Origin of the sequence: Aeromonas sp. 2HA2, from assembly GCF_029237345.1 — a bacterium.
GTDB classification, from domain to species: domain Bacteria; phylum Pseudomonadota; class Gammaproteobacteria; order Enterobacterales; family Aeromonadaceae; genus Aeromonas; species Aeromonas salmonicida.
The window spans coordinates 24,332-49,299 of the sequence record NZ_JAACGB010000004.1 but is presented as its reverse complement, the minus strand read 5'-3'; the positions used below and the strand labels follow the sequence as shown (position 1 = coordinate 49,299).

At 53.8% G+C, this 24,968-nt stretch carries 17 protein-coding genes; 13 read left to right on the top strand and 4 right to left on the bottom strand.

Translation table 11 applies throughout. The annotated features are described in order from the left end of the window. The first annotated feature begins 550 nt into the window (after positions 1-550). The 9 genes from guaB (at position 551) to GWQ29_RS07700 (ending at position 12,506) form a co-directional block, all read left to right on the top strand. Complete coding sequence (guaB, locus tag GWQ29_RS07740) at positions 551-2,014, top strand: IMP dehydrogenase (protein ID WP_017412971.1); 1,464 nt, start codon at positions 551-553, stop codon at positions 2,012-2,014. 83 nt (positions 2,015-2,097) lie between these two features. Beyond that, complete coding sequence (gene guaA, locus GWQ29_RS07735) at positions 2,098-3,678, top strand: glutamine-hydrolyzing GMP synthase (RefSeq protein ID WP_275919140.1); 1,581 nt, start codon at positions 2,098-2,100, stop codon at positions 3,676-3,678. A 381-nt stretch (positions 3,679-4,059) separates the two neighbouring features. After that, positions 4,060-4,332, top strand: a complete 273-nt coding sequence (locus GWQ29_RS07730) for a hypothetical protein (protein WP_021141118.1) — start codon at positions 4,060-4,062, stop codon at positions 4,330-4,332. Positions 4,333-5,082: 750 nt separating this feature from the next. Next, positions 5,083-6,348, top strand: coding sequence for an N-6 DNA methylase (locus GWQ29_RS07725; RefSeq protein WP_275919139.1), 1,266 nt, complete (start codon positions 5,083-5,085; stop codon positions 6,346-6,348). A 3-nt stretch (positions 6,349-6,351) separates the two neighbouring features. Beyond that, positions 6,352-8,628, top strand: coding sequence for an ATP-binding protein (locus GWQ29_RS07720; protein ID WP_275919138.1), 2,277 nt, complete (start codon positions 6,352-6,354; stop codon positions 8,626-8,628). After that, positions 8,629-9,261: a hypothetical protein gene (locus GWQ29_RS07715; protein ID WP_275919137.1), complete on the top strand. Its 633-nt coding sequence runs from the start codon at positions 8,629-8,631 to the stop codon at positions 9,259-9,261. Beyond that, the gene (locus GWQ29_RS07710) at positions 9,251-9,922 is read left to right on the top strand and encodes a hypothetical protein (protein ID WP_275919136.1); all 672 of its coding nucleotides are present in this window, start codon (positions 9,251-9,253) and stop codon (positions 9,920-9,922) included. The genes GWQ29_RS07715 and GWQ29_RS07710 overlap by 11 nt, the downstream gene beginning before the upstream one ends. Positions 9,923-10,261: 339 nt before the next feature. After that, entirely contained in the window at positions 10,262-11,635 is a 1,374-nt protein-coding gene (locus GWQ29_RS07705) for a leucine-rich repeat-containing protein kinase family protein (RefSeq protein ID WP_275919135.1), read from the top strand. Between the two features lie 223 nt (positions 11,636-11,858). After that, a complete protein-coding gene (locus tag GWQ29_RS07700; RefSeq protein ID WP_125608970.1) occupies positions 11,859-12,506 on the top strand; it encodes a thiopurine S-methyltransferase in 648 nt (215 codons plus the stop codon). Positions 12,507-12,809: 303 nt separating this feature from the next. Here GWQ29_RS07700 and GWQ29_RS07695 read toward each other — a convergent pair whose 3' ends face one another. Continuing rightward, on the bottom strand, positions 12,810-15,584 hold the full coding sequence (locus GWQ29_RS07695; protein WP_275919134.1) for an insulinase family protein: 2,775 nt from the start codon (positions 15,582-15,584) through the stop codon (positions 12,810-12,812). Positions 15,585-15,746: 162 nt separating this feature from the next. On the opposite strand from GWQ29_RS07695, the gene sixA reads away from it, so the two are divergent. The 3 genes from sixA (at position 15,747) to GWQ29_RS07680 (ending at position 17,675) form a co-directional block, all read left to right on the top strand. Next, the gene (sixA, locus tag GWQ29_RS07690; protein WP_017411860.1) at positions 15,747-16,214 is read left to right on the top strand and encodes a phosphohistidine phosphatase SixA; all 468 of its coding nucleotides are present in this window, start codon (positions 15,747-15,749) and stop codon (positions 16,212-16,214) included. Positions 16,215-16,347: 133 nt separating this feature from the next. Further along, a complete protein-coding gene (locus GWQ29_RS07685) occupies positions 16,348-16,554 on the top strand; it encodes a DUF1107 domain-containing protein (protein ID WP_021140380.1) in 207 nt (68 codons plus the stop codon). Positions 16,555-16,754: 200 nt separating this feature from the next. Next, positions 16,755-17,675 carry a DMT family transporter gene (locus GWQ29_RS07680; protein ID WP_275908836.1) on the top strand — a complete coding sequence of 307 codons (921 nt, stop codon included), beginning with the start codon at positions 16,755-16,757 and terminating at the stop codon, positions 17,673-17,675. A gap of 47 nt (positions 17,676-17,722) precedes the next feature. Here GWQ29_RS07680 and GWQ29_RS07675 read toward each other — a convergent pair whose 3' ends face one another. Further along, the gene (locus tag GWQ29_RS07675) at positions 17,723-19,339 is read right to left on the bottom strand and encodes a peptide ABC transporter substrate-binding protein (RefSeq protein ID WP_275919133.1); all 1,617 of its coding nucleotides are present in this window, start codon (positions 19,337-19,339) and stop codon (positions 17,723-17,725) included. 385 nt (positions 19,340-19,724) lie between these two features. Between GWQ29_RS07675 and fbp the strand changes: the two genes are divergently transcribed. Beyond that, on the top strand, positions 19,725-20,759 hold the full coding sequence (gene fbp / locus GWQ29_RS07670; protein ID WP_005315352.1) for a class 1 fructose-bisphosphatase: 1,035 nt from the start codon (positions 19,725-19,727) through the stop codon (positions 20,757-20,759). An 87-nt stretch (positions 20,760-20,846) separates the two neighbouring features. Here fbp and mfd read toward each other — a convergent pair whose 3' ends face one another. Next, entirely contained in the window at positions 20,847-24,323 is a 3,477-nt protein-coding gene (gene mfd, locus GWQ29_RS07665; RefSeq protein ID WP_275919132.1) for a transcription-repair coupling factor, read from the bottom strand. A gap of 9 nt (positions 24,324-24,332) precedes the next feature. After that, positions 24,333-24,908, bottom strand: a complete 576-nt coding sequence (locus GWQ29_RS07660) for a PilZ domain-containing protein (protein ID WP_275919131.1) — start codon at positions 24,906-24,908, stop codon at positions 24,333-24,335. Between the last annotated feature and the right edge of the window lie 60 nt (positions 24,909-24,968).

Genomic DNA, 24,968 nt, shown 5'->3' with positions numbered 1-24,968 from the left:
TATTTTTAGTTCTATTTTCCATGAGCAAGCTAAGGCGTTTAAATATTCTGGTGAGAGTTTTTAGATTTGTTTATTTGATGGCTTTTTGAACATCAAAAATAGCGTTTATTTTGTTGTCTATCTTGTCAAAGATAATCAATGAGGGTCCAGTGATAGATAGCGACAGCTGATGGTCATTATTTTAAATGGATATTGAGCGATATATTCACAATCGTATTCAGGTATGGGCGATGAGGATCTTGTGTTGTCGGCTCATGCTCCGGTTTGCGAGGGGAGGGATGCCGTTGAGGGACTGGAGTGGGGAAGGGGGCGCAGCCGTTGGCAAGAAAAAGTCGTCGGGCGCTTTTTGCATAAAACAGCAGTCGGGCAACTCTTCTGCCCCCAAAGTGCCCTTTTAGGACTGATAATCTTGGTTTTTTGGCCCCTTGGCACGTCAAACACGGGCTACGCCATAAAAAATTCAAAAAACTTCTTTACCAGTGACCAATCGGTGAGTAAACTTCGTCGGCAATATTTTACACCCCCACTTCCTCAACGGTGAGATATTGCCATGCTCAGGATTGCCAAAGAAGCGTTAACCTTCGACGATGTACTGTTGGTTCCCGCCCACTCCGATGTTCTTCCCAATACTGCCGATCTGCGTACCCAGCTGACATCCTCTATCAGCTTGAATATCCCCATGATTTCCGCTGCCATGGACACAGTGACCGAAGCCCGTCTGGCTATCGCACTGGCCCAGGAAGGGGGCATTGGCTTTATCCACAAGAACATGTCCATCGAGCAGCAGGCTGCAGAAGTGCGCAAGGTCAAGAAGTACGAGAGCGGCGTGGTCACTGACCCCGTCACAGTACGCCCTGACATGACCATTGCCCAGGTCAAGGAACTGAGCCACAAGAACGGCTTCGCCGGCTACCCGGTCGTGACCGAGGGCAACCTGCTGGTCGGTATCATCACCGGCCGCGACGTGCGCTTCGTGATCGATCTCTCCCAGACAGTCGAACAGATCATGACCCAGAAAGATCGTCTGGTGACCGTGCGTGAAGGGGCTCCTCGTGAAGAGGTGGTTGCCCTGATGCAAAAGCACCGTATCGAGAAGGTGCTGGTGGTCAACGCCGATTTCAAACTCAAGGGCATGATCACCGTCAAAGACTTCCAGAAAGCCGAACGCAAGCCGAACGCCTGTAAAGACGAGCGCGGTCGCCTGCGCGTCGGTGCTGCCGTCGGTGCCGGTGCCGGCAACGAAGAGCGCGTCGCCGCCCTGGTGGAAGCTGGAGTGGACGTGCTGCTGATTGACTCCTCCCATGGCCACTCCCAGGGTGTGCTGGATCGCATCAAGGCGACCCGCGATGCCTATCCTGAGCTGCAAATCATAGGTGGCAACGTGGCAACCGCCGCTGGTGCCCTGGCGCTGGTCGCCGCTGGCGTCAATGCCGTCAAGGTGGGTATCGGCCCTGGCTCCATCTGTACTACCCGCATCGTGACCGGTGTCGGTGTCCCCCAAATTACCGCCATCTCCGACGCCGTTGACGCGCTGGAAGGCACTGGCGTGCCCGTGATTGCCGATGGCGGCATCCGCTTCTCCGGTGACGTGGCCAAGGCCATCGCCGCTGGCGCCAGCTGCGTCATGGTGGGCTCCATGTTCGCCGGTACTGAAGAAGCGCCGGGCGAAATCGAGCTCTATCAGGGCCGCTCCTTCAAGTCCTACCGTGGCATGGGTTCTCTGGGCGCCATGTCCAAGGGCTCCAGCGACCGTTACTTCCAGACCGACAACGCCGCTGACAAACTGGTGCCGGAAGGGATCGAAGGGCGCGTGCCGTACAAGGGCCGCCTCAAAGAGATCATTCACCAGCAGATGGGCGGCCTGCGCTCCTCCATGGGTTTGACCGGCTGCGCCACCATCGATGACATGCGCACCAAGGCCGAGTTCGTGCGCATCTCCGGCGCCGGGATGAAAGAGTCCCACGTCCACGATGTGACCATTACCAAAGAAGCCCCCAACTATCGGATGGGCTGATAAAACGGGGCTGCGGCCCCGTTTCTCCACCAGTTTTTATCCCCGAGCCTTTTGTTACAACATCAGCCTGATGCAGGAATAAAATGACTAAAGACATTCACCAGCACCGTATCCTGATCCTGGATTTCGGTTCCCAGTACACCCAGCTTATCGCCCGCCGTGTCCGTGAAATCGGCGTCTACTGCGAACTGTGGGCCTGGGACGTGACCGAAGCGCAGATCCGCGAATTCAATCCGAGCGGCATCATCCTCTCCGGCGGCCCCGAGTCCGTGACAGAGGCTGGCAGCCCCCGTGCCCCCGAGTATGTGTTCAATGCCGGCGTGCCTGTGTTCGGCATCTGCTACGGCATGCAGACCATGGCCGAGCAGCTGGGTGGCAAGGTGCAATCCTCCACCGAACGTGAATTCGGTTATGCCCAGGTTGAAGTGCTGGGCCAGACCAATGCCCTGCTGCGCAGCATCGAAGATGCCATCGCCCCCAACGGCAATGCGCTGCTGGACGTCTGGATGAGCCACGGCGACAAGGTCACCGCCATCCCGGCCGACTTCACCACCATAGCCCAGACTGCCACCTGCCCCCATGCCGCCATGGCCTGTGAGTCCAAGCACTTCTACGGCGTGCAGTTCCACCCGGAAGTGACCCACACCCGTCAGGGTGCCCGCATGCTGGAGCACTTCGTCAAGGACATCTGCGGCTGCGAATGCCTGTGGACCCCGGCCACCATCATCGACGACGCCGTTGCCCGCATCCGCGAGCAGGTGGGTGAAGATGAAGTGATCCTGGGTCTCTCCGGTGGCGTGGACTCCTCCGTGGTTGCCATGCTGGTACACCGTGCCATCGGCGATCGCCTGACTTGCGTCTTCGTCGACAATGGTTTGCTGCGCCTGAACGAGGGTGAGCAGGTGATGGAGATGTTTGGCGATCATTTTGGTCTGAACATCATCAAGGTCGAAGCCGAAGAGCGCTTCCTCTCGGCCCTGGCAGGTGAAGCTGAGCCGGAAGCCAAGCGCAAGATCATCGGCCGCGTCTTCGTCGAAGTGTTCGACGACGAAGCCAAGAAGCTGAAAAATGCCCGCTGGCTGGCGCAAGGCACCATCTATCCGGATGTGATCGAATCGGCCGCCAGCAAGACCGGCAAGGCCCACGTCATCAAGTCCCACCACAACGTCGGCGGCCTGCCGGCCGAGATGAAGATGGGTCTGGTGGAGCCGCTGCGCGAGCTGTTCAAGGACGAAGTGCGCCGTGTCGGTCTGGAGCTGGGTCTGCCCTACGACATGCTCTACCGTCACCCCTTCCCGGGCCCGGGTCTGGGTGTGCGCGTCCTTGGCGAAGTGAAGAAAGAGTACTGCGATATCTTGCGCCGCGCCGATGCCGTCTTTATCGAAGAGCTGCGCAAGGCCGACCTCTACAACCAGGTCAGCCAGGCATTCGCCGTCTTCCTGCCGGTGCGCTCCGTCGGCGTCATGGGCGATGGTCGCAAATATGACTGGGTCATTGCCCTGCGCGCCGTCGAAACCATCGACTTTATGACCGCCCACTGGGCCCACCTGCCGTACGACTTCCTGGGTCACGTGTCGAACCGCATCATCAACGAGATCAATGGCATCTCCCGCGTGGTGTACGACGTCTCCGGCAAGCCGCCTGCAACTATCGAATGGGAATAAGCGGCTCGCGCCCTTCTGCCCTTCGAGCATAAAAATGCAAAAAAGACGCCCTTGCGGCGTCTTTTCTTTTTCCAATCGTTTGCGCCTCAATTTTCTGCTCATTAGCCGCTTTTGGACCTCTTCGCCCCTGTCAGATATGACAGAGGCGCTTTGCGGATCCGGTACTAGGCTCTGCCATGCCAATTGAGACCGGTGCTGTGAGGCGGCGATCGTGGCAAGGGGAGGGCCAACAGGCGCGTTAACCAGCGCAAGATGGCCCATCGTCATACCATTGAACTTTCTCGGTATGTCACCCCAGTGGAGACCAGCAACCACTTGAATCAACGGGGCGGAACCCGAACAGCCATACGAGTAGGGACAAGAAATCACGGAGGGTTTGTTATGTCAGAACAAGCAGTGTTGGTGGGTGGATGGACCGCATATCACAAGCTGACCGCCGAGGATCAGGCGGTATTTGACCAGGCGCTGAAAGGATTTGTCGGGGTGCAGTACGTACCCTTTGAAGTCTGCACCCAGGTGGTGGCCGGCACCAACTACCGCTTCAAGTGCAAGAGCACAGTGCCGCTTGCCAAACCGATCCATGGCGAAGCCGTGGTGCAGATCTTCAAATCACTGGACGGGGATGCCCATATCACCTCCATTACCCCAATCTGATTGGGGGCGGGGCGGGGAGGTAGCCTCCAACCGGTTGTCCCCAACACCCAGAAATAAGAAATACGCCCTCGGGCGTATTTCTTATTTCTGGCCTTTGCGGGAAATTGTATTCCCAATTGTAGTGACTTGATGCCGCTTCGCGGAATTGGGTTAGCAGAGTGTAATCGGGCATTTATGAATGTGGTTGCATGATAGATATATGGTCTGAGTAGAGGTTGGGTGAACTGCCACAGATGTGGCATTAACGCTCTTTTTGAGTTTAGAGTGATAGCGGTCGGTTTGGCATTTCAGATCTATTGAACTCGGTTCCGGCGGTTTTCTGAGGGGAACAAAGTTCACACTGTCGGTGGTAGGATAATTATGATAGATGCATTATCTGGGAAAGTTTCCGTGTTAATATTTGTTCTGGGCTTATACCATTCAGTATGATATTTGGTGCGTGTTTTACAAATAATTTGACGACTATTTCGACAAGTAGTTCCTGTAGATAAAGGGATTAAATACGAGAGAACTAGAATTACAGACGATGGTGTCAGATTTATTATCTGATGCATTAGATTCTGCTTCCTCAACATTCCTGTGACAAAGAGAGAACAACTTAGGTGGCTAAGTTCAAAAATGATCCTGCAGATAAAAACCTGTGTTACATATTTAAAGTTCATAAATATCAATGGGTTATGACTTTTTTTGTGTATGGAGCAATATTTATATTCATGGTATTATAGGGGAAATTTCTGCAGAACAGTTACTATGAACACCTTGATTTCACATAATGTTGCAATGCGCGAATTTCTACATTCTTCAGATAAAGAACAGTTGAGAAATTCAGTTGATCTAGATGACATTGATGCAGTATTACGAAAGTTATTATCAATTGACGAAATGCGGGAGGCTGGGAGTTTCTTTACTGGCCAAGATTTAGCATCAAAAGCAATATCATCTTTCAATAAACCAATTACTTTGAAATCAATTGTTTTGGACCCTACATGTGGTGCTGGTAACTTGCTTATTGAAGCATCCAGAAAACTTGGGGTAGAGGCAACATTGTCTGAAACGTTGAAAGAATGGGGAGAAGTGTTGTGGGGATTTGACATCCATCCACACTTTATCGAAGCAGCAAAAATTCGCATTGTCATCGAAGCCATAAATAGAGGTGTTGAACAGAACTGTGGACTTGAAGAGGCGTTTGATTTTCTTTCGAATATATATGTAAAGGATGCATTGACAATTAATTCTGAGGAAATTGAAACTGTTACTCATGTTATCATGAATCCCCCCTTTACTATTTGGTCTTCTCCAAAAGAGAATTATTGGAAAGAAGGAGGAGTAAATGCAGCCGGTATTTTATTTGACAAGTACTTGCGGGTGTTACCTAAAAACTGCCTAATAAGCGCTATATTGCCAGATGTTCTTCGTTCCGGTAGTAGATATAGTGATTTTAGACAATTTGTTTCAAGCTCAATGAATGGGCATGTAAAAATTTGGGGGCGATTTAATAGTAAAACTGATGTTGATGTATTTTTATTGTCGGGAATAAAACAGAGCTGCATAGGAAACATGCAATGGCATCGTGCAATCAACATACACGCATCTATCGCTGATTACTTTGATGTCAGGACTGGTCCATTAGTTTCCTATCGTGACCCTGAAGAGGGAAATGAATATGCATATTTTTATCCTAAGAATTGTCCTAAGTGGGAAGTGGTGAAATCAGCAGTAGAGCAAAGAAAATTTTCTGGCACTGTGTTAAAACCACCCTTTGTTGTTATTAAAAGAACATCTAGTCCATCAGATAAGAGTAGGGCGTCAGCTACACTCATAAATTTGAAAGAGCCTGTTGCGATAGAAAATCACTTGATTGTAGTTACACCGAAGGATGGTAAAGTAAATACGTGCAAAAAGCTTATGCGAGTCTTGCAGAGTCAGCAGACAAATGATTTTTTGAATGAACGTATACGGTTACGTCACTTAACCATTGGTGTGATAAAAGATATTCCATTTGTTGAAGGTGCATAAATCATGGCGCGTAGGTATTTAGGTAAAAGACCATTTGATCTTTCAGCTCGTGTTCCTATGCAACTCGGCAGAGAGAGTATTTCAAGTTCAACAGTAGCAGTGTCAGAGCTCATCAAAAATGGATATGATGCTGATGCTGAAAGTGTGCATGTTGAATTCTTTTTAAGAGAGTCCCCAGCTATTTCCACATTAGTTATTAGAGATGATGGAAATGGTATGGATGCAGAAACAATCTATGAACATTGGCTCAAAATTGGTACAGACTATAAGAATGGTGTAGAGTTTTCATTAAATAAAAAAAGAATCTTAACTGGCGCAAAAGGCTTAGGGCGACTTGGTTTAGATAGACTGAGTAAAAAAGTTGTTTTATATACCAAAAAAAAGGGAAGTAGTTCAGTTATACAGCTAATTGTTGATTGGAGAAAATATGAAGGAACAAATACCTCTATATCTTCGATTCAGCATGATATTTACGAGCAAGACTTGCCATTATCAAGTAAGTACGGAAATATATTTTCTTCCGTAGATGATTCTGGTACCTATATGGTATTGATTGGACTTAAAGATAATTGGTGTTCTGATTTTATTGAAGATTTAAAACAAGAGTTAAGGCTTTTAATATCCCCTTATAGATCAGCTAATGATTTTTCTATTACTATTCATAGGGTAATTAACAATATTGCGTTTCCAGCAGAGGTTGTTGATACACAAGAATTACTAAAAGCCGCCAGTTGGGAAGTAAAAGCAGTAGTTGATTATAACAACAAAGTTAAACTTTCTTTTAAAAATAATTCAACAGGAGAGTTGATAGAGCAAATACCAACCCCTTGGAAAAACTGGATTTCAAAACAAGGCGATAAGCCATTATTTGGGCCATTAAAATTTGAATTCCATTATATGGTTAGGAAAAAAGAATTTTTGTCTAAGGTAGATATGTCAGCTATAAACTGGTCAAGGTTTATGGAATTGAACAGAGGCGTTCGTATTTACCGTGATGATTTTCGTGTCAGGCCCTATGGTGAACCTACTGGAAAAGGGGATTGGTTAGACTTAGGTTATCGAAAATCCTCCAGTCCAGGTGGGATCAAGCAAGGTGGCTTCCGAATTGCTCCCAATCAAATAATTGGCGCGGTTAGTATTTCAAAAACTACTAATTCCATTCTTAATGATCAAGCTAATAGAGAGGGTATCGTAGAGAATGAAGCTTATTTGCAACTGCGTACTTTTATCCTGAAAATAATTTCTTCATTTGAAGTCCTTGCAACAAAAGATGCCCGTGCTGATGAATATACTGACCTTGCAGCAGAATTAGAAAGGATAATAAAAGAGAAGGACTCTGAGCTCAAGGGGGCAATTGATGAAATTAAAACGTTCTCAAAAAAGACCAAAAGAAAAGGAAAAAAAATACCTCCTGCTCAGATTCTTAATCAAAAGTTGCGTGAGTTAGAGAGAGCTAAAATTTCTCACCAAAAAGCACTTGATGATTATTATTTGCATTTGGAAAAAGAACGTAAGAAGTTAGAAGGAGAAAAGGATACTCTATCTAATCTTGCTTCTCTTGGCGTGTTAACTGTTAGTTTTGGACATGAAATTCGCACGCATTCAGCGTTAGCGTTAACCAACTCTAAGACACTTAAGAGCTTGATTAAACGCGCACAAGTGGCAGGTGAGACAATAGATTATGATCAACTTATTAGCGTAACTGACCTCATGATAACTGGAGCGCAATACGTTGATACATTTTCTAAGTTAGCAATTAATAATATTAAACCTGATAAACGGACTCGTTCAAAAGTTAATGTGCCAAAAATTTTCAAATATGTTTGTGGTATGATGTCTGCAACATTCTCTAAAATGGGAATCCAATGTGATATTGAGTTTTTAAAAATTGCAGAAGAGGATTTTAATGTTCGCTCATTTGAAATTGATTGGGAAAGTATCGCAATAAACTTGATAACTAACGCGACGTGGGCATTAGAAGATACTCAAAAAGATGAAAGAAAGATTAAAATTGTTTTTGAACGTGTTGGTGGTACTCGACTAAGATTAGCATTTATGGATTCTGGATGTGGTTTAGAAACTGGGCAAGAAAATACGATTTTCTTACCGATGCATAGTCGTAAAATTGATAGGAAAGGTAATTCCATAGGTACCGGAATGGGGTTGTCAATAATTAAAAACCAAGTGGAGGAACATATGCCATCGGGTACAATAACTGCTCAGCAATATTCAGATTTGGGTGGGGCTGGTTTTTACATTGAAGTTCTGCAGGATAAATAAATGAACACAATAATTTTCATTGACGACGATAGCGATATTAGAGCAACTTATAAGTTATCTATGGGTATCATGTTTTCAGATGAATTTGAAATTCTGTGCTTAGATGTCGAGTCTTCGTTAGATAATATGATTCAAGTTTTAAATAAGATACCCGATAAGGTTACTTACTTCATTGATGAAAAGCTGAAGCATTCTGGAATCGCCTCTTACACTGGTGTGGAGTTGGTTGAAAAAATTAGGATGTTTGATTCAAAAATCCCTATTTATATTTTAACTAGCTACTCTGATGAAGTAGATAAGTATCTGGGTGACATTGAATTTGTTATTGATAAAAATGATTGGGATCTTGATAAAGATGAAGGTGATCTAACAAAACGATTTATTCGTCATATTAACACTTATAAAGATATAAAGTCACAGCAAGCACAGAGATTTGAATTTTTGCTTGAAAAGTCAATTTTCTCTACTCTATCTGAAAAAGAGCTCGAGGAGTTTAAAGCTTTAGACCTGTCTAGGATAAAAAATATCTCTAGTGAAGGAATTATTAGTGAAAAGTCACTCTGTGAGCTAAAAAAGGCATCAGATGAGTTAGATGCAATATTTTCAGAATTAAGGGGTGATGATGATAAATAATTTCTATTATCCTGTCTTAGTCCGGCAAGATATAGCAGCTTACTATAAAGAAGAAGGTGGCTTTTATGCGACTTATAATTGTGAAAAAAATTATAACAATATAAGCAAGGATTGCCAATTTAGATGTGTATATTGTGATGCCCGTATTGATGAATGTGGTGGTGAACGCTTTTCGTTAGATCATTTCAGACCTATGGATGTATTTTCAAATAAATTTGGAGGAATATTGAAAATCCATCCTTACAATCTTCATCTCTCTTGCCAAAAATGTAATGTATTAAAAACAAATGATTGGAAAGGATGCATCAATACCATTGATGGGGTGACATTTAAATCCAGGCTAGGGTATATTGATAGATTTCAGGACGATATTTCAAAATATATAGCAGTGGATGATGATGGGGTCGTCATCTCAATAGATAGTAATGGGCCTGGCGATTATATGGTTCGTAAATTGCTGTTGAATCGTACTAATAGAGTATATGTTAGGAAGCGGCGTATTGTGAAGGAAAAGGCCGCCCGTGTTTTTGAAATGTTATTAGATAAACAAGCAGCGATTATGAACTCAGATAAAGTCGACACTAATGAGTGTAAAGAAAAAATGAAGAGATTAATTAATCTTTTTGAGCGATTTAAATGTCTAGACTTACTAAGGATATAGTATTTTTGTATTTTCTTTTATACAGAAAAAATAAAGAGTGGCTTTATATTTTGATGCATGAAAACTGAAGCATTTTTATATTAAATGCATTATTTGTCACAGCGTTTGCCTTATTTTTATAAGGCTGGGTTTTACACGGAAATATATTTCATGTGTCTCGGCTCAGATTACTACCATATTCGTGTTCCGCGAGATAGGCTGCATCAGCAACGAAACAAGCGATGTATGTGCTATGCAAATTCTTTATAATCCCCCCCTTTAAAACCGCCGGATGCAGGTTCGGCGCGCGCTGATGGCTGGCTACGCCATCAGGCAGATGATCAGGATTGAGAAACGGTTATGCATACTCTGGAACAGCTGCGCGCGGGTGAACTGTGCGGCGCCCGCCATCTGAAGCTTTGTGAAAATCTGACGGAGTTCCCACCCGAAATCCTGAGCCTTAAAGAGACGCTTGAGGTGCTGGATCTGACCGGCAACCAGCTAAGCTCGCTCCCTGACGAGCTGGCCGGTTTCAGCAAACTGCGCATCATCTTCTGCTCCGAGAATCGCTTTACCGTGCTGCCCGAGGTGCTGGGGCGCTGCCCGGCACTCACCATGGTGGGCTTCAAGGCCAACCAGATTTCCACAGTCCCCGCCGCGTCGCTGCCAGTGGGCTTGCGCTGGCTGATCCTGACCGACAACGCCATCGAACAGTTGCCCGATGCGTTGGGTCAGTGCGCCGCCCTGCAAAAGCTGATGCTGGCGGGCAATCGCCTGCGTGAGCTGCCTGCCAGCCTTGCCAATTGCCGCAATCTGGAGCTGCTGCGCATCGCCGCCAACCGCATTGAGCGCTTCCCCGACTGGCTGATGGCGCTGCCGCGCCTTTCCTGGCTCGCCTATTCCGGCAACCCTTTTAGCGAGAGGGAGGAGGCGCGGGCCATCGATGTGGATTATGTGGCTCATATCGCCACAGTGCCGTGGCTGGCGCTTGAGTTGGGTGAGTTGCTGGGGCAGGGGGCCTCTGGCGTGATCCACAGTGCCACCCGCATCACTTGCGGTGGATTGCAGGGTGATGAGTCGCAGGCGGTGGCGGTCAAGTTGTTCAAGGGGGCTGTGACCAGCGATGGCTTGCCCCATTGCGAGATGGCGGCGTCGCTGGCGGCTGGCACCCATCCCAACCTGATCAGGGTGCTGGGGAAGGTGGCGGATCACCCCTCCGGCATGCCGGCGCTGGTGATGGAGCTGATAGATCCCAAGTTTGCCAATCTGGCAGGCCCGCCGAGCCTGGACTCCTGCACCCGCGACGTCTATCCGGCAGGGCTGTCGTTCACCCCGGCCACTGTGCTCGCCATGGCGCAGGGCATAGCGGCTGCCGCGGGGCATCTGCATGAGCGAGGTATCATGCACGGCGATCTCTATGGCCATAACATACTGCACTCCTTACAAGGGAAGGGTCAGGTGCTGCTCGGCGATTTTGGCGCTGCCTCTTGCTACGACCGCACGGAATGCGTGCTGGCCGAGGGGCTGGAGCGGATAGAGGTGAGAGCCTTTGGGTGCCTGCTGGACGAGTTGCTGGCACGCTGCCAGCCACAGAGCGAGGCACTGCAGGATCTTGCCCTGCTGGCTCGGGCATGCCTCTGCGAACAGGTGTCGCAGCGCCCCTCGTTCGCGCAGATCTCGGCCAGGATAACGGCAGTGGCGGCCATGATGGTCGCCGAGTCCGTCTGTGCCTGAGCCTGCGCGACCAGTTGGCATGTCAGCGTACGTTATTTTGGTGAGGCTGCCGATCACCCATCACATCCTTATGACATAAAGATGTCAGAAAAGGGGCCTGGCGGTCCTTTTTGGTTTTGCAATCGTTTGTCTGGCAAAAATCACCCGTCGGTTCGGCGCAAGGCTTGCGTGCGCCGGGTTAAGTTGTGATATTGAGGCATCTTCAGGTAACAGGGGTATTAGGATGGAAGCTGCGTTTTGGCATCAGCGTTGGGAAGAGAACCGGATTGGCTTTCATCAGGCAGACTTCAATCGCTGGCTGCAATCCTGGTGGTCTGCCCAGCAACAGGATGAACCCGTGCTGGTGCCCCTGTGCGGCAAGTCCCGCGACATGCTCTGGCTCAATGGCCTGGGGCACCCCATCGATGGCTTCGAGCTCTCTGCGCTCGCCATCGAACAGTTTTTCAGTGAAAACCAGCTTACCGATACCCTCAGCGAGCTGGGCTCTTATCAGTGCCATCAGCACGGCTCCTTGCGCATCCATCAGGGGGATTTCTTTGCCGCCCCCGAGCTGGGACGTCGCTACCGGCTGGCCTATGACAGGGCGGCGCTGATCGCCTTGCCAACGGAGATGCGCCGCCAGTATGCGGAGCTGATGAGCCGCCTGATGGAAACCGGTGGCCAGATCCTGCTGGTGACGTTGGAGTATCAGCCGGAGCAGCAGAAACAGCCGCCCTTCTCGGTGGGGGAAATGGAAGTGCGCACCCTGTTTGAGCGCGATTTTCGGGTGGAAGTGCTGGGCCGTGCCGCAGAAGTGGATCACCCCAGGGTACTCTCCGGTCAGCTCTCCTATTTTGATGAAGTGGCCTATCGCCTGATCCGCCGCGGCTGAAAAGTGAAAGCGTGATCCAGGCCGACAAACCGGCAGGTCACCGACTCTTTGCTACCTCCTTTGACATAGATCAACGTGACAAGGGAGGGGAGTGCCTAAGATGAGCCTGTTTCTCAATCACTGTTGATATTGGCAGGTGCGCTCTGGTTTGAACCATCCGGCCGACCATCAACGCAGTGTCTGATTTTCACGCTCATGTTCACTTTTGGCGGCTTTGGTCGCAATTGTTATGGTTTTTCCAGCCGACCCCAAGGGGTCGGCTTTTTATTGGGCGGGATTGGCTGATGGGCGGGAATGCCTGCTTCAGGCCTCGAAGGTGTTGGCGGCGAGCCTGAACGCCTTGGGGTCGTCGATAAACTGGCCCGTGATGCGCTCGTCGTGTTCGTGACCCTGGCCATAACTGCAGAGGATCAGTCTGTCCGAGGTGCGTGAGCGCAGCTGTATGATGAAGCGTACCAGATCGGCACGGCTCAGTTTGCCCACCTCTTCGCACACCCTTTCCCGCTGATCAAACCCCAGATCCTTGTTGCCTATGCTGACCCAGAGCCGCTGGCCGCGACTGCGCAGGTTGGCGTCCCGTTCGCTAAGCTGGGCTTGCAGGCCCACCTTGCTGTCTTGCCACTGTTGCTCGGTCAGCTCCAGTATGGCCAGCGGGAAGAGGTCGATGAACTCTTCCACCGCATCCAGCAGGTGCTGGGGCCCTGCCACTGGTGACTGGATATAGAAGATGAGGCCGGGGTGACGGTTGAGGGGCAGGTTGCCGGCACCCACCACGTACCCCAGCTGCTGGCGGGTGCGCAGCTCGTGGAAGAAGGTGGACGACATTATGTGGTTGGCCAGGGTGAAGCAGGCGAGATCCCGCGCCCGGGTGGTGCGGGACTGGTAGTAGACCAGCAGCGCCGAGTCTTCGTGCTCGCAGCCCTGCTCACGAATGAGGGTGCCCCTGTTTTGAATGGAGATGAGCGGGCGGCGGGTCTCGGCACTGGGCTGGCTGTGGGTGCCGAGGTGGCGCTCCAGCAGGGCGGCCAGTTCGAGCGCCTCGGCGGCATTCCAGTCGCCGTGAACCAGCGCCTCTATGTGTACCTCCCCGAACAGCTGGGCGACAAACGCCGGCATCTCGCCAAGTTCCACGGTGCGCAGATGGCGCAGCAACTGCTCGAACGGCGGGTTGTTTGGTTGCAGCAAACTGGTGAGCTGGTTGAACAGCTGGGAGATGGGCCGCGCCTTGGACTGGTTGTCCCAGTTGCGGATGAGCTGCTCTTTTATCTCGGCGAAGCGGCCCGGATCCGGATAGCCCAGGGTGCGGTTGCCGAGGATCATGTCCAGCAGCAGGGGTTGCTTGTCGGCAAAGCCGCTCAGGTTGATGGTAAAGCCGCCCTGATGGGCATAGATCTGGTAGCCCAGCCCCGCCAGCTCCGCCGGGTAGGTGAGGGCGTTGAGGTGATCCGTGAGCAGTTCCACCGCAAGCCGTGCCATGGCGATGTGGCGCGGGCTTTTGACCGCGTGCTCGCTGTCAATGGAGATGTAGAGGTTGCCCTTGGGCACGCTGAACTGATGCTCGTGCAGATGCCAGAGCCGAAATCCAGGCCTGTCGATGATGCAGGCGGGCATGTCGGCCTGCAGTGCTGGCTGGCGCGGATCGAGCCGGTTGCTGATAAAGGGGTTCGGCAAGGGCAGGGTGAGAGCCGGATCAGGTTCGCTCTGCTGCCAGTGGATCTTTTCCGCCTCCGTGATGATGTCGACGCCATAGGGGGTCTGATACCAGCGGGCCAGGCGATCCGTGGCCAGCTCCGGCGCCGTGATGGTCATGCGCAGGTTGTGTGGCGTGAGCTTGGCGAGCAGGCGGCGGATCAGCGCCTCGTCGTATTCGCGCATCATGTAATCGCCGTAGAGCAGATCCTCGGGCGTGTAGCTGAACAGGTTCAACACCAGGCCGGAAACGGTGTCGAGGGCACGGCCCCGCTCCTGAAAGCGGAACGCCGACTCAAGCACGGTACGCTTCTCTTCGTAGCGCCAGCTTTCTACCCCGCCACGCTCGATGAGTTTCAGATAGCCGAACAGGGCGGCTACTATCTCGTTGACGTGTTCAAGCCCGAGCGGCGTGAGGCCAAAGCTCACCCCAAAATCCTTGAAGTTGGCACCGCTGATGCCGCCTCCGGCGGAGAGCTGGTTGACCCAGCCTTTTGCTTTCAGCAAGGAGAGCAGGCTGCCATCCCCTTCATAGCCGATGAGGTGGCTCAGGAAGGTGAGGGGTTTTTTGTCATAAAACTCATCCACATTGGGCAGCGGAAAGGTCAGCGCCAGCTTGCGGGTCTCCTTGACCGGATTGATGCGGATGCGGATGCCGAGGTCGTCGATGCGATAGAGAGGAACCGTCAGGGCCGGTATTCCCAAATTGCGATTCAAAATGGGAGCGAAAAAGCGATCGCACCAGTCAATCTGGGTCTCGATGGATTCAGGCGAGATCATCACCAGCGCCATGCGATCCGCGCTGTAGTGAGATTCGTAGAACCGGATGAGATCGGCGCGCAGATCCCGGCCGGGCAGATCCGCCAGGGTATCCAGGTTGCCGACCGAGAACTTGGAGAAAGGGTGGGCCGGGTTGACCGTCTCTTTATGTACCTGGTAGCTGCGGCGCACATCGTCCTGCAGCTTGAGGCGGTATTCGGAGTCGACCGCGTTGCGCTCTTTATCCACCCACTCGGGAGTGAAAGTGGGGCAGATGAAGAACTGGGAAAAACGGTCGAGACCGGCCTCGAAGAAGCCGGTGTCTATCTCGAAAAAGAAGTTGGTGAACTCGGTGCCGGTCCAGGCGTTGTTGCTGCCGCCATGACGGCTCATAAATTGCTGGTACTCACCAGGCTTGGGATAAGTACGAGTGCCAAGGAACAGCATATGCTCAAGGAAATGAGCCATCCCCTGCCGATCGGCCGGATCGTCGAAATGACCGGTGTTGACGGCCAGGGAAGCGGCAGACTTGTCGGTGTCGGGATCGCAGATCAACAAGACCCTGAGCCGGTTTGCCAGCTCCAGATAGTGGTATTGCCGATGGTCATTAGGGCTGGCATATGGGCTCATTGGCGCGTGACTCGTGTTGGATTTATTTGAATTTAAACATGATTATCGACCTCGCTATCCAGTGAGGCAAACCCTTTTCTGAGAGGTAGCGCAATTGTTTCCCCCGGCATGGCGGGGTAAGATCCCCCCGCTATCAAAACAGGCCCGTTGGGCGAGGTTGTAATGAAAATCTACATCATGCGTCATGGCCAGGCTGGCATGAATGCGAAAACAGATGAACAGCGTCCACTGACCGAGCAGGGAATTGAAGAGTCCATTCACATGGCCAGTTGGCTGGCGCCCCAACTGGACGGGGTGCTGGATTTGGTTGTCCACAGCAATTATCTGCGCGCCAGACAAACCTGGCAGAGCATATGCAGTGAATTGCCCAAGGCCACCAGGGTCGAAGAGAGCAAGGAGATCACTCCCTATGGAGATCCTGCTTTTGTCGCAAGCTATCTCACTGCGTTGGCGGCAACACATGACCAAATTTTGATGGTCAGCCACCTGCCACTGGTAGGTTATCTGGTGCAGAGCCTCTGCCCGGCGGCAGGTGCCCCCATGTTTGCCACGTCAGGCATGGCCTGTATCGAATGGCAAGATGGCAAGGGGGTATTGCTCTGGCTGGAAGGACCACATACAATACGTTAAAAGTTAATAAAAAGTTATAGATTGGTTTTTTGGGGAAGAGAGTTGCGATTTTTCCGGATTTTTATAAAGAATTTACGGAATTATTTCGCAGAAGCTGCTGTCATACGGATACAACTGCAAGAGGTTGCAAACGATGAGAGTGTTCAAGAAGTACCTGCCACTGATGGTGGCAAAACATGTCAAAACCTTCTTCAAGGGGCGGATTTATATCCACGGCAGGGGGCGTTTTGATTTCCAGTCAGGCTTGCTGATGATGCCAACACCAGCTGACATACCCCACCGCCAGACCGTGGTCGAGGTCAACGAGATGATCTCCAGACTGCACATGGATGCGGCATAAGTTCTCTGCCATCCCATCCAGCCGCTTCATGCCCGCCACTGTGCGGGCATGATTGTTTTCAGCCCTGATATGGCCGAATTGGCTCAGTTCGATCTCGGTTCAACGTCACCCGCATTCGCAAGGCCGGGCTGTGCTTGCGAATCTTGTTTGCCCCCTTATACTCCCGCCTGAAATACCGGATCGTTTCTGTGGACAGCGCTATGCCTCTTGCCTTTTTGTTTCCCTTCTCCTGCATGGCCATCTGGTCTGGCAATGCCATTGTCAGCAAGCTGGCGGTTGGATTGCTTTCACCCGCGGCACTGGCCTGGTCGCGCTGGATGGTGGCCGCCATCATCTTGACGCCTTTCCTCGCACACCGCGCCTGGCGGGATCGGGCCAAACTGCGGGCCGGCTTCTATCAGCTGGCGGCGCTGGCCCTGCTCGGCATGGTGCTGAACCAGACCCTGGGGTACTACGCGGCGCAAACCCTGGGAGCCACGGAGATAGGTCTGATGATGGGGCTGACACCGCTGATGACGGTACTGCTCAGTATCTGGCTGCTGCGTGAGCGTCCCACCTGGGGGGCTCTGCTCGGTGGGCTTATCTCCATTCTGGGGCTGACCATCTTGCTGGGGCAGGGGGATCCGTCCCGTCTGTTTATCCAGGGCATTCATATCGGCTCTGTCTACATGCTGCTCTCGGCGGGCACCTATGCCCTCTATAGCGTCTTGCTCAAAAAGTGGGATCTGGGGCTCGACAACTGGTCCATGCTCTACGGCCAGGTGCTGTGCAGCCTGCTGTTTCTCACCCCGTTCTACCTGCTGGTGGATGGGCAGTGGCCAGATGGCCGCGCGCTCTGGCTCATCCTGTATGCGGGGATCCCCACTTCGGCGCTGTCGCCTTGGCTCTGGATGCAGGGCATAGCCCTTCTGGGGGCAAGCCGCACCGCCATCTTCATGAATCTGCTGCCAGTGATGACGGCGGCACTGGCCATCAGCTGGCTGGGGGAAACGCTGACCAGCTATCACCTGATCGGTGGTGGCATGACGCTGCTTGGGGTATTGCTGGCGCAACTGCTGGTGCAGCCTGTGGTGCTGCGTCGTCGGGCCATGGTGGCACTGGCGAGCTGTCGGGAAGATTGAAAAAAGACCGCCTTCGAGGCGGTCTTTCTGTTTAGGAGGTCAGGGCGTTACTGCGCGGTGAGATAGAGGTCTTTCGAATAAACCACGTCTTGCGGGTTCTGATAGGGATAGCCCTTGATATTGGGCTTGAGCAGCCGTGACTTGACATAGAAGTAGACGGGGGCGATAGGGGCCTCTTGGTCGATCAGCGCCTCGGCCTCTTGATAGAGCCGGTTGCGCTCGGCCGGATCCTTGGAGTCATGGGCCTTCGCCAGCAGGGCATCATATTGCTTGTTGAACCACTTGCCGCTGTTGGCGCTGCTGCTGGAGGTCATGATGTCGAGGAAGGTCGAGGCATCGTTGTAATCCCCGTTCCACGAGTAGCGACTGACGGTAAAATCCCCCTCATTGAGTGCGGACACCATGGTCTTCCACTCCATGTTGTTGAGCTTGGCGGTAACCCCCAGGTTGCGTTTCCACATGGAGGAGATGGCCAGGGCTATCTTCTTGTGGCTCTCGTTGGTGTTGTAGAGGATGTCCACATCCAGCGGCTTGCCCGGGCCGTATCCGGCCTCGCTCAGCAATGCTTTCGCCTGTTTGATCCTCTCCTCCTTGCTCAGCAACTGGCTGGCAGGGCGCTTGAGCTCGAAGCCGTCGACGCTCGGCGGGGTCAGGCTGAAGGCGGAGAGCTGACCTTGTCCCAGGATCTTCTCGGTGATGGTGTCTCTGTCGATAGCAAGCGACAGCGCCTTGCGCACCTTGGGATTGTCGAACGGTTTGCGCTGAGTGTTGAACACATAGTAATAGGTGGCGAGCATGGGAGCGTTGACAAGCTCCTCCGGGCTTTGGCTCTTGAGCTGTTTGTACTGCTCCAGCGGATAGGGCGTGTAGTGCAGTTCCCCTGCGCGATAGCGGTTGTAGGCGGCGGTGTCGGAGACTATCTCCAGATAGAGCACCTTGTTGAGCACTGTGTTCTGGTTATCCCAGTAGAGGGGATTGCGCTCTGCGATGAGGCGCTCGTTGGGGGTCCACTCCTTGAGCATAAAAGCGCCGTTGGAGACGATGTTGCCCGGCTTGACCCACTCATGACCAAACTTCTCTATGGTCGCCTTGGGCGCGGGGAAGGTGGTGTAGTGGGAGAGCGTCTTCAGAAAGAAGGGCACAGGATTGTTCAGGGTGATCTGCAGGGTGTGCGTATCGAGGGCCTTGATGCCGAGGGCATCCGGGCTTTTTTTACCCTGCACCACGTCGCTGGCGTTGGTGACGCCGGTCAGCTCGATGAACCAGGCATAGTTGGAGGCGTTTCTGGGATCCGCCGCCCGTTGCCAGCCATAGACATAATCCGCCGCCGTCACCGGCTCGCCGTTGGACCATTTGGCCTCGGGTCTCAGCTTGAAGGTGTAGACGGTGCCCGTGGTGTCGAGTTCATAGCCAAGCGCCCCGGCGGCTTGCAGCTTGCCGTCGCCATCCAGGGTATAGAGCCCCTCGAACAGGTCGTTGACGATATCGCTGCCCGAGCTCTCTTCGACCATCTGGGGATCGATGGAGGCGGGCTCTGAACCTATGTTGCGCACGAAGATTTGTTGATCGCCGGGTAGCAGCTGGGTGCCGGCCGGTACGTTAGCCGCCAGGGAGGGAAACGCCAACAGAGCGGCAACCGTGCCGGCAATGAGTGTCCTTTTCATTGAATATCCTTATGTTTTTTTGCTTCCAAAGCTTGGTCAGTGTGCTGGATTGATCTGGAGATCTCAAGAGGTGGGCGCTGGCCTTGCCATCAGCTACCCAGATAGGGGGGGGCAAGTGGGCCGTTGCACTCATCATGGCTGCCTGTTCGTGATTTTTTGCTGCGAATTAACATGATGAAAGTCACCAATTGGCACTGGTTTTATGCCCTTTTGATAGGGTTGCGAGGCGTAAATCGCACGTTTATCCAGCGGCTTAATTCGCTGCAAAAACAAAAAACAGGCGTTACATTAGGTTACAAAACAAGGCTGCCGAGGATCGGCACTTTTTTTGTCGACGCGTGCAAACGTTTTCAAAGCCAACGGAAACGCTCTTAAAGGAACAATAATGCGAAACATGATCACCATGGGCGAGTTCATCGTCAAAAAGCAGGCGGATTATCCCACCGCGACCGGCGAGCTGACCTCACTGCTCAGTTCCATCCGTCTGGCCGCCAAGGTGGTGAACCGGGAGATCAACAAGGCGGGGCTGGCAGACATTATCGGCTCCATGGGTGCTGAAAACGTGCAGGGCGAGGTGCAGCAGAAGCTGGATGTGTATGCCAATGAGCGCTTTAAAGCCGCGCTGGAAGCCCGTGGTGAAGTGTGCGGTATTGCATCCGAAGAAGAAGAGGACTTCGTCTCCTTTGATTCCGAGCTCTCCCGTCACTCCAAATATGTGGTGCTGATCGATCCCCTCGACGGCTCTTCCAACATTGATGTCAACGTCTCGGTCGGGACCATCTTCTCCATTTACCGCCGTCTCAGCGCCCCGGGGACGGGCGTCACCCTGGAAGACTTCCTGCAACCTGGCAACCGTCAGGTCGCTGCCGGTTACGTGGTCTACGGCTCTTCCACCATGCTGGTCTACACCACCGGCTTTGGCGTGAACGGCTTCACCTATGATCCTTCCATCGGTTGCTTCTGCCTCTCCCACGAGAACATCCGCATCCCGGAGGAGGGCAAGATCTACTCCATCAACGAGGGCAACTACATCAAGTTCCCGGACGGGGTGAAGAAGTACCTCAAATATTGCCAGGAGCGGGACGAGGCGACTCACAGACCCTATACCTCCCGCTATATCGGCTCCCTGGTCTCCGATTTCCATCGCAACCTGCTCAAAGGCGGCATCTATATCTATCCGTCCGGCACCAACTCCCCGAACGGCAAGCTGCGCCTGCTCTATGAGTGCAACCCCATGGCATTTCTGGTGGAGCAGGCCGGTGGCAAGGCGTCCGACGGCTTTGGCCGCATCATGGACATCCAGCCCACTGCCTTGCACCAGCGCACCCCTTACTTCGTCGGTTCCACCAAGATGGTGGAGCGGGCCGAGGCCTTCATGCGGGAGTTCTCCGCCCATGAGGATCCTGCCAATCAGGGTTGATGTACAGATCCAGTGCTTGCGATGAGCGCATAAAAAACGGGAGCCGATATGGCTCCCGTTTTGTTTGGGCGAGTTGCGTTGCTCGCATCAGTGGCTGGCGTGGTTGGCGAGATCCGCCAGCAGGCCGTCCACCAGTTTCAGGCGCATGGTGCGGTCCGGGGTCGGTACTTGGAAGCGCAATCGGGTGGGCCCATCCATCTTGTAGATGCGTGGCTGCTCGGAGAGCAGCTTGACCAGATAGCCAGGGTTGACGCGAGTCTCCTGAGTGAAGTCCAGATAACCGCCGCGCTCGCTCATCTCCACCCGGCGAATGCCAAGGGCGGTGGCGCGCTGGCGGAAGGCAGCAATCTCCATGAGCGTCTTGGTCGCCTCCGGCAGCAGGCCGAAGCGGTCGATCAGCTCCACCTTCAATTCGCGCAGCTCCTGCTCGTCGGCCGCGCTGGCGATGCGCTTGTACATGGACAGACGCATGTTGACGTCCGGTATGTACTCCTCCGGCAACAGGGCGGGCAGGCGCAGCTCGACCTCTGTGTGCTGGCTCATCAGCTGCTCCAGCGATGGCTCCTTGCCATTTTTCAGCGCCTCGACCGCCTGCTCCAGCATCTCCATGTAGAGGGTGAAACCGACCGATTCGATCTGGCCGCTCTGATCGTCGCCCAAGAGCTCGCCTGCACCCCGGATCTCCAGATCGTGGGTCGCCAGCGCAAAACCGGCGCCGAGATCTTCGAGCGATGCGATGGCCTCGAGTCGCTTGAGTGCATCCTTGCTCATCAACTTGGGATGAGGGGTGAGCAGGTAGGCATAGGCCTGGTGGTGGGAGCGGCCAACCCGGCCCCGCAGCTGGTGCAACTGCGCTAGCCCCAGATGATCGGCGCGGTCCATGATGATGGTGTTGGCGCTGGGTACGTCTATGCCGGTCTCTATGATGGTGGTGCAGACCAGCAGGTTGAAGCGCTGGTGGTAGAAGTCCGACATGACTCGCTCAAGGTCGCGCTCGCGCATCTGGCCGTGGGCGATGCCGATGCGTGCCTCCGGCACCAGCTCGGCGAGATCGCCGGCGCATTTTTCTATGCTCTCCACGTCGTTGTGCAGGTAGTAGACCTGACCGCCCCGCTTGAGCTCACGCAGTACCGCCTCGCGGGTGACCGCAGGATCCTGCTGGCGCACAAAGGTCTTGATGGCGAGCCGCTTGGCGGGCGGGGTGGCGATGATGGAGAGATCCCGCATGCCGGCCATCGCCATGTTGAGGGTGCGCGGGATAGGCGTCGCCGTGAGGGTAAGGATATCCACGTCGGCCCGCAGCGCCTTGATCTTCTCCTTCTGGCGCACCCCGAATCTGTGCTCCTCATCGACGATGAGCAGCCCCAAATCCTTGAAGGTCAGATCTGAGCCCAAGAGCTTGTGGGTACCTATGATGATGTCGACCTTGCCATCGGCCAGCTCCTTCATCACGCTGGTCTGCTCCCTGGCGGTACGAAAGCGGCTCAGCACCTCGACCCGCACAGGCCAGTTGGCGAAGCGATCGCGGAAGTTGTCGTAGTGCTGCTGTGCCAGCAAGGTGGTGGGCACCAGCACGGCGACCTGCTTGCCGCCGTGGACGGCCACGAAGGCGGCTCGCATCGCCACTTCGGTCTTGCCAAAGCCCACGTCGCCGCACACCAGCCGGTCCATGCTCTTGGCCTGACACATGTCCCCCAGTACCGCATTGATGGCGTTGAGCTGATCCTCTGTCTCCTCGAACGGGAAACCGGCGGCGAACTGGCGGTAGGCTTCCCTGTCGTGCTGGAAGGCAAAACCGTGGCGCGCCGCCCGCAGGGCATAGACATCCAGCAGCTCGGCTGCCACGTCGCGCACCTTCTCTGCCGCCTTGCGCCGCGCCTTGACCCAGGCCTCGCCGCCGAGTTTGTGGCTGGGCGGGTTGTCAGAGCCTGTGTAGCGGCTGATGAGGTGCAGGTTGGTGACCGGCACGAACAGCTTGTCGCCACCGGCATACTCGAGGGTCAGGAACTCGGTGGGCAGGCCACCGGCATCGATGGTTTCGAGCCCCAGATAACGGCCGACGCCGTGATCCAGGTGAACCACAGGCTGGCCCTGGGTCAACTCGCCGAGGTTTCGGATCACCGCATCCGAGCTTAAGTTCTTGCTCTTTTCCCGGGCTCGCTTGCTGCGGACTTTACCGCCCAGCAGCTCTGTCTCCGTGATAAGGGCGAGCTCATCATGCCCGGCCTCTTGCAGCAGCTCTCGTAGCAAAAAGCCCCGCTCCAGCGGTGCAACCAGCAGACCGTGGCGCGCCTTGCCCGCCATGAAGGCCTCGAGGGAGGGGAACTCCTTGGGTTGCAAGGATATGCGCGCCAGCAGATCGCCGAGCACTTCCCGCCGCCCTTCGGATTCCACCACGAACAGGGTGCGGCCCGTGAAGCTGTCCAGAAACTGGTTCAGCGCCAGCATGGGCTGCTCTTTGCTGTGATCCAGTTGCAGCTCCGGCAGCGCTGCTATGGGGAGATCCTGCTGGCCGGCTCCGCCGTCGGTGGCGGCTTCCTGCAGCCGCACGGCGCCATAGTGACCGAGGGCGGCGAACAATTGCTCCACCGGCAGGTAGATCTGCTGGGGTGGCAACAAGGGGCGGGTGTTGTCCCAGCGTCTGTCCTCATAGCGCTGGCCTATGTCGTTCCAGAAGCGCTGGGCCGCGGGATAGATATCCCCCACAGTGAGCAGCAGGGTGTTATCTGGCAGGTAGTCGAACAGGCTGGCAGTCTGATGGAAGAAGAGCGGCAGATAGTATTCGATGCCGGCGGGCCAGCGCCCCTTGCTCACCTCCTGATAGACGGAGCCCTCGGCGCGCGACAGCTCGAACTGTTCGCGAAATTGCCCACGGAACAGCTCGATGGCGGCCTCGTCGGTGGGGAATTCCCGGGCGGGCAACAGGCTGACCGTCTTGACCGGTTCGCTGGAACGCTGGGTCTCGGGATCGAACGGACGGATGGAGTCCACCTCGTCATCGAAAAAGTCGATGCGATAAGGGCTGTTGCTGCCCATGGGAAAGAGATCGAGCAGTGAGCCGCGGGCGGCAAACTCGCCGTGCTCGAGCACCTGATCCACCGCCACATAGCCTGCCTCGGCCAGACGCCCTCGCAGTTGTTGCAAGTTGAGGCGCTGACCGGCCTTCACCATCAGGCTGTACTTGTCGAGGTAGACCTGGGGAGCGCAGCGCAGCATCAAGGTCGAGATGGGCACGATCAGCACGCCGGCGCTCATCTGCGGCAGTTTGTAGAGGGTCTCCAACCGCTGGGAGATGATGTCCTGATGGGGGGAAAAGGTGTCGTAGGGCAGGGTTTCCCAATCCGGAAACATCAGCACAGGGCAACCTTGACCGGCCAGCAGGAACTGCAATTCCTGCTCGAGGCGCAGGGCACTCGGGGTATCGGCGGTCACCAGCAGGACTGGGCGGTTCGCTTGGGTAGTAAGGCGGGCGGCAACCAGTGACAGGCTGCTGCCGGTCAAGTGGCCGAGCGTTAATTTTTGGCCCGCCTTGGCGGGCAAGGCGGGAAGCTTCATTGGCATCATTTGATTCTTTTAACGTTGACGGTCTTGAGCACGCAATTTGAGTTGCTTGGATTGGACATGCAGGCTGGCACGGACCAGCAGTTCGCGGTCATCCTCACGGATCCGGGCATAATCGAGCCCCACCTGAGTGCCATGCTCGCCCGGTTCCAGTCTCTTGACCTCGGCATAGCAGTAGATGGCGGAGGCCTCTTCCCGCAGGAAGATCTTGAGCCGCACTATCTGGTGCAGGAGCGGCGGCTCGCCATGACCTTGGCGCGGATGCAGATAGGTGAGCTGGCCTGCGCTGAAACGCAGGGTCTGGAAGCGATGCTCGGGCCTATCCTGCACCGACAGCACATAGCCCATGATCATGTCGATCTTGCGCGACTGCTGGTTGATGATCTCCACCAGATCGTGCATCGACTCGTTCTGATTGCGGATCAGACGACTGGTCACCAGATCGATGGAGGTGATGGCCGAGGCGATGCGAAAGGGTTCGGGCAGTTCGGCCTCCAGTGCCTCCAGCGTCGGCAGAGGAAAGTCATCGGGCATGGGGATCACATTGACCGGGGTGGCATGGGTGACGCTGAAGAACTGTTCCTGCATGGAGGCTATCCCTTGTTGTCATAGACGGTTTCCCTTTATTATCCGGTATCTTATTTTGTT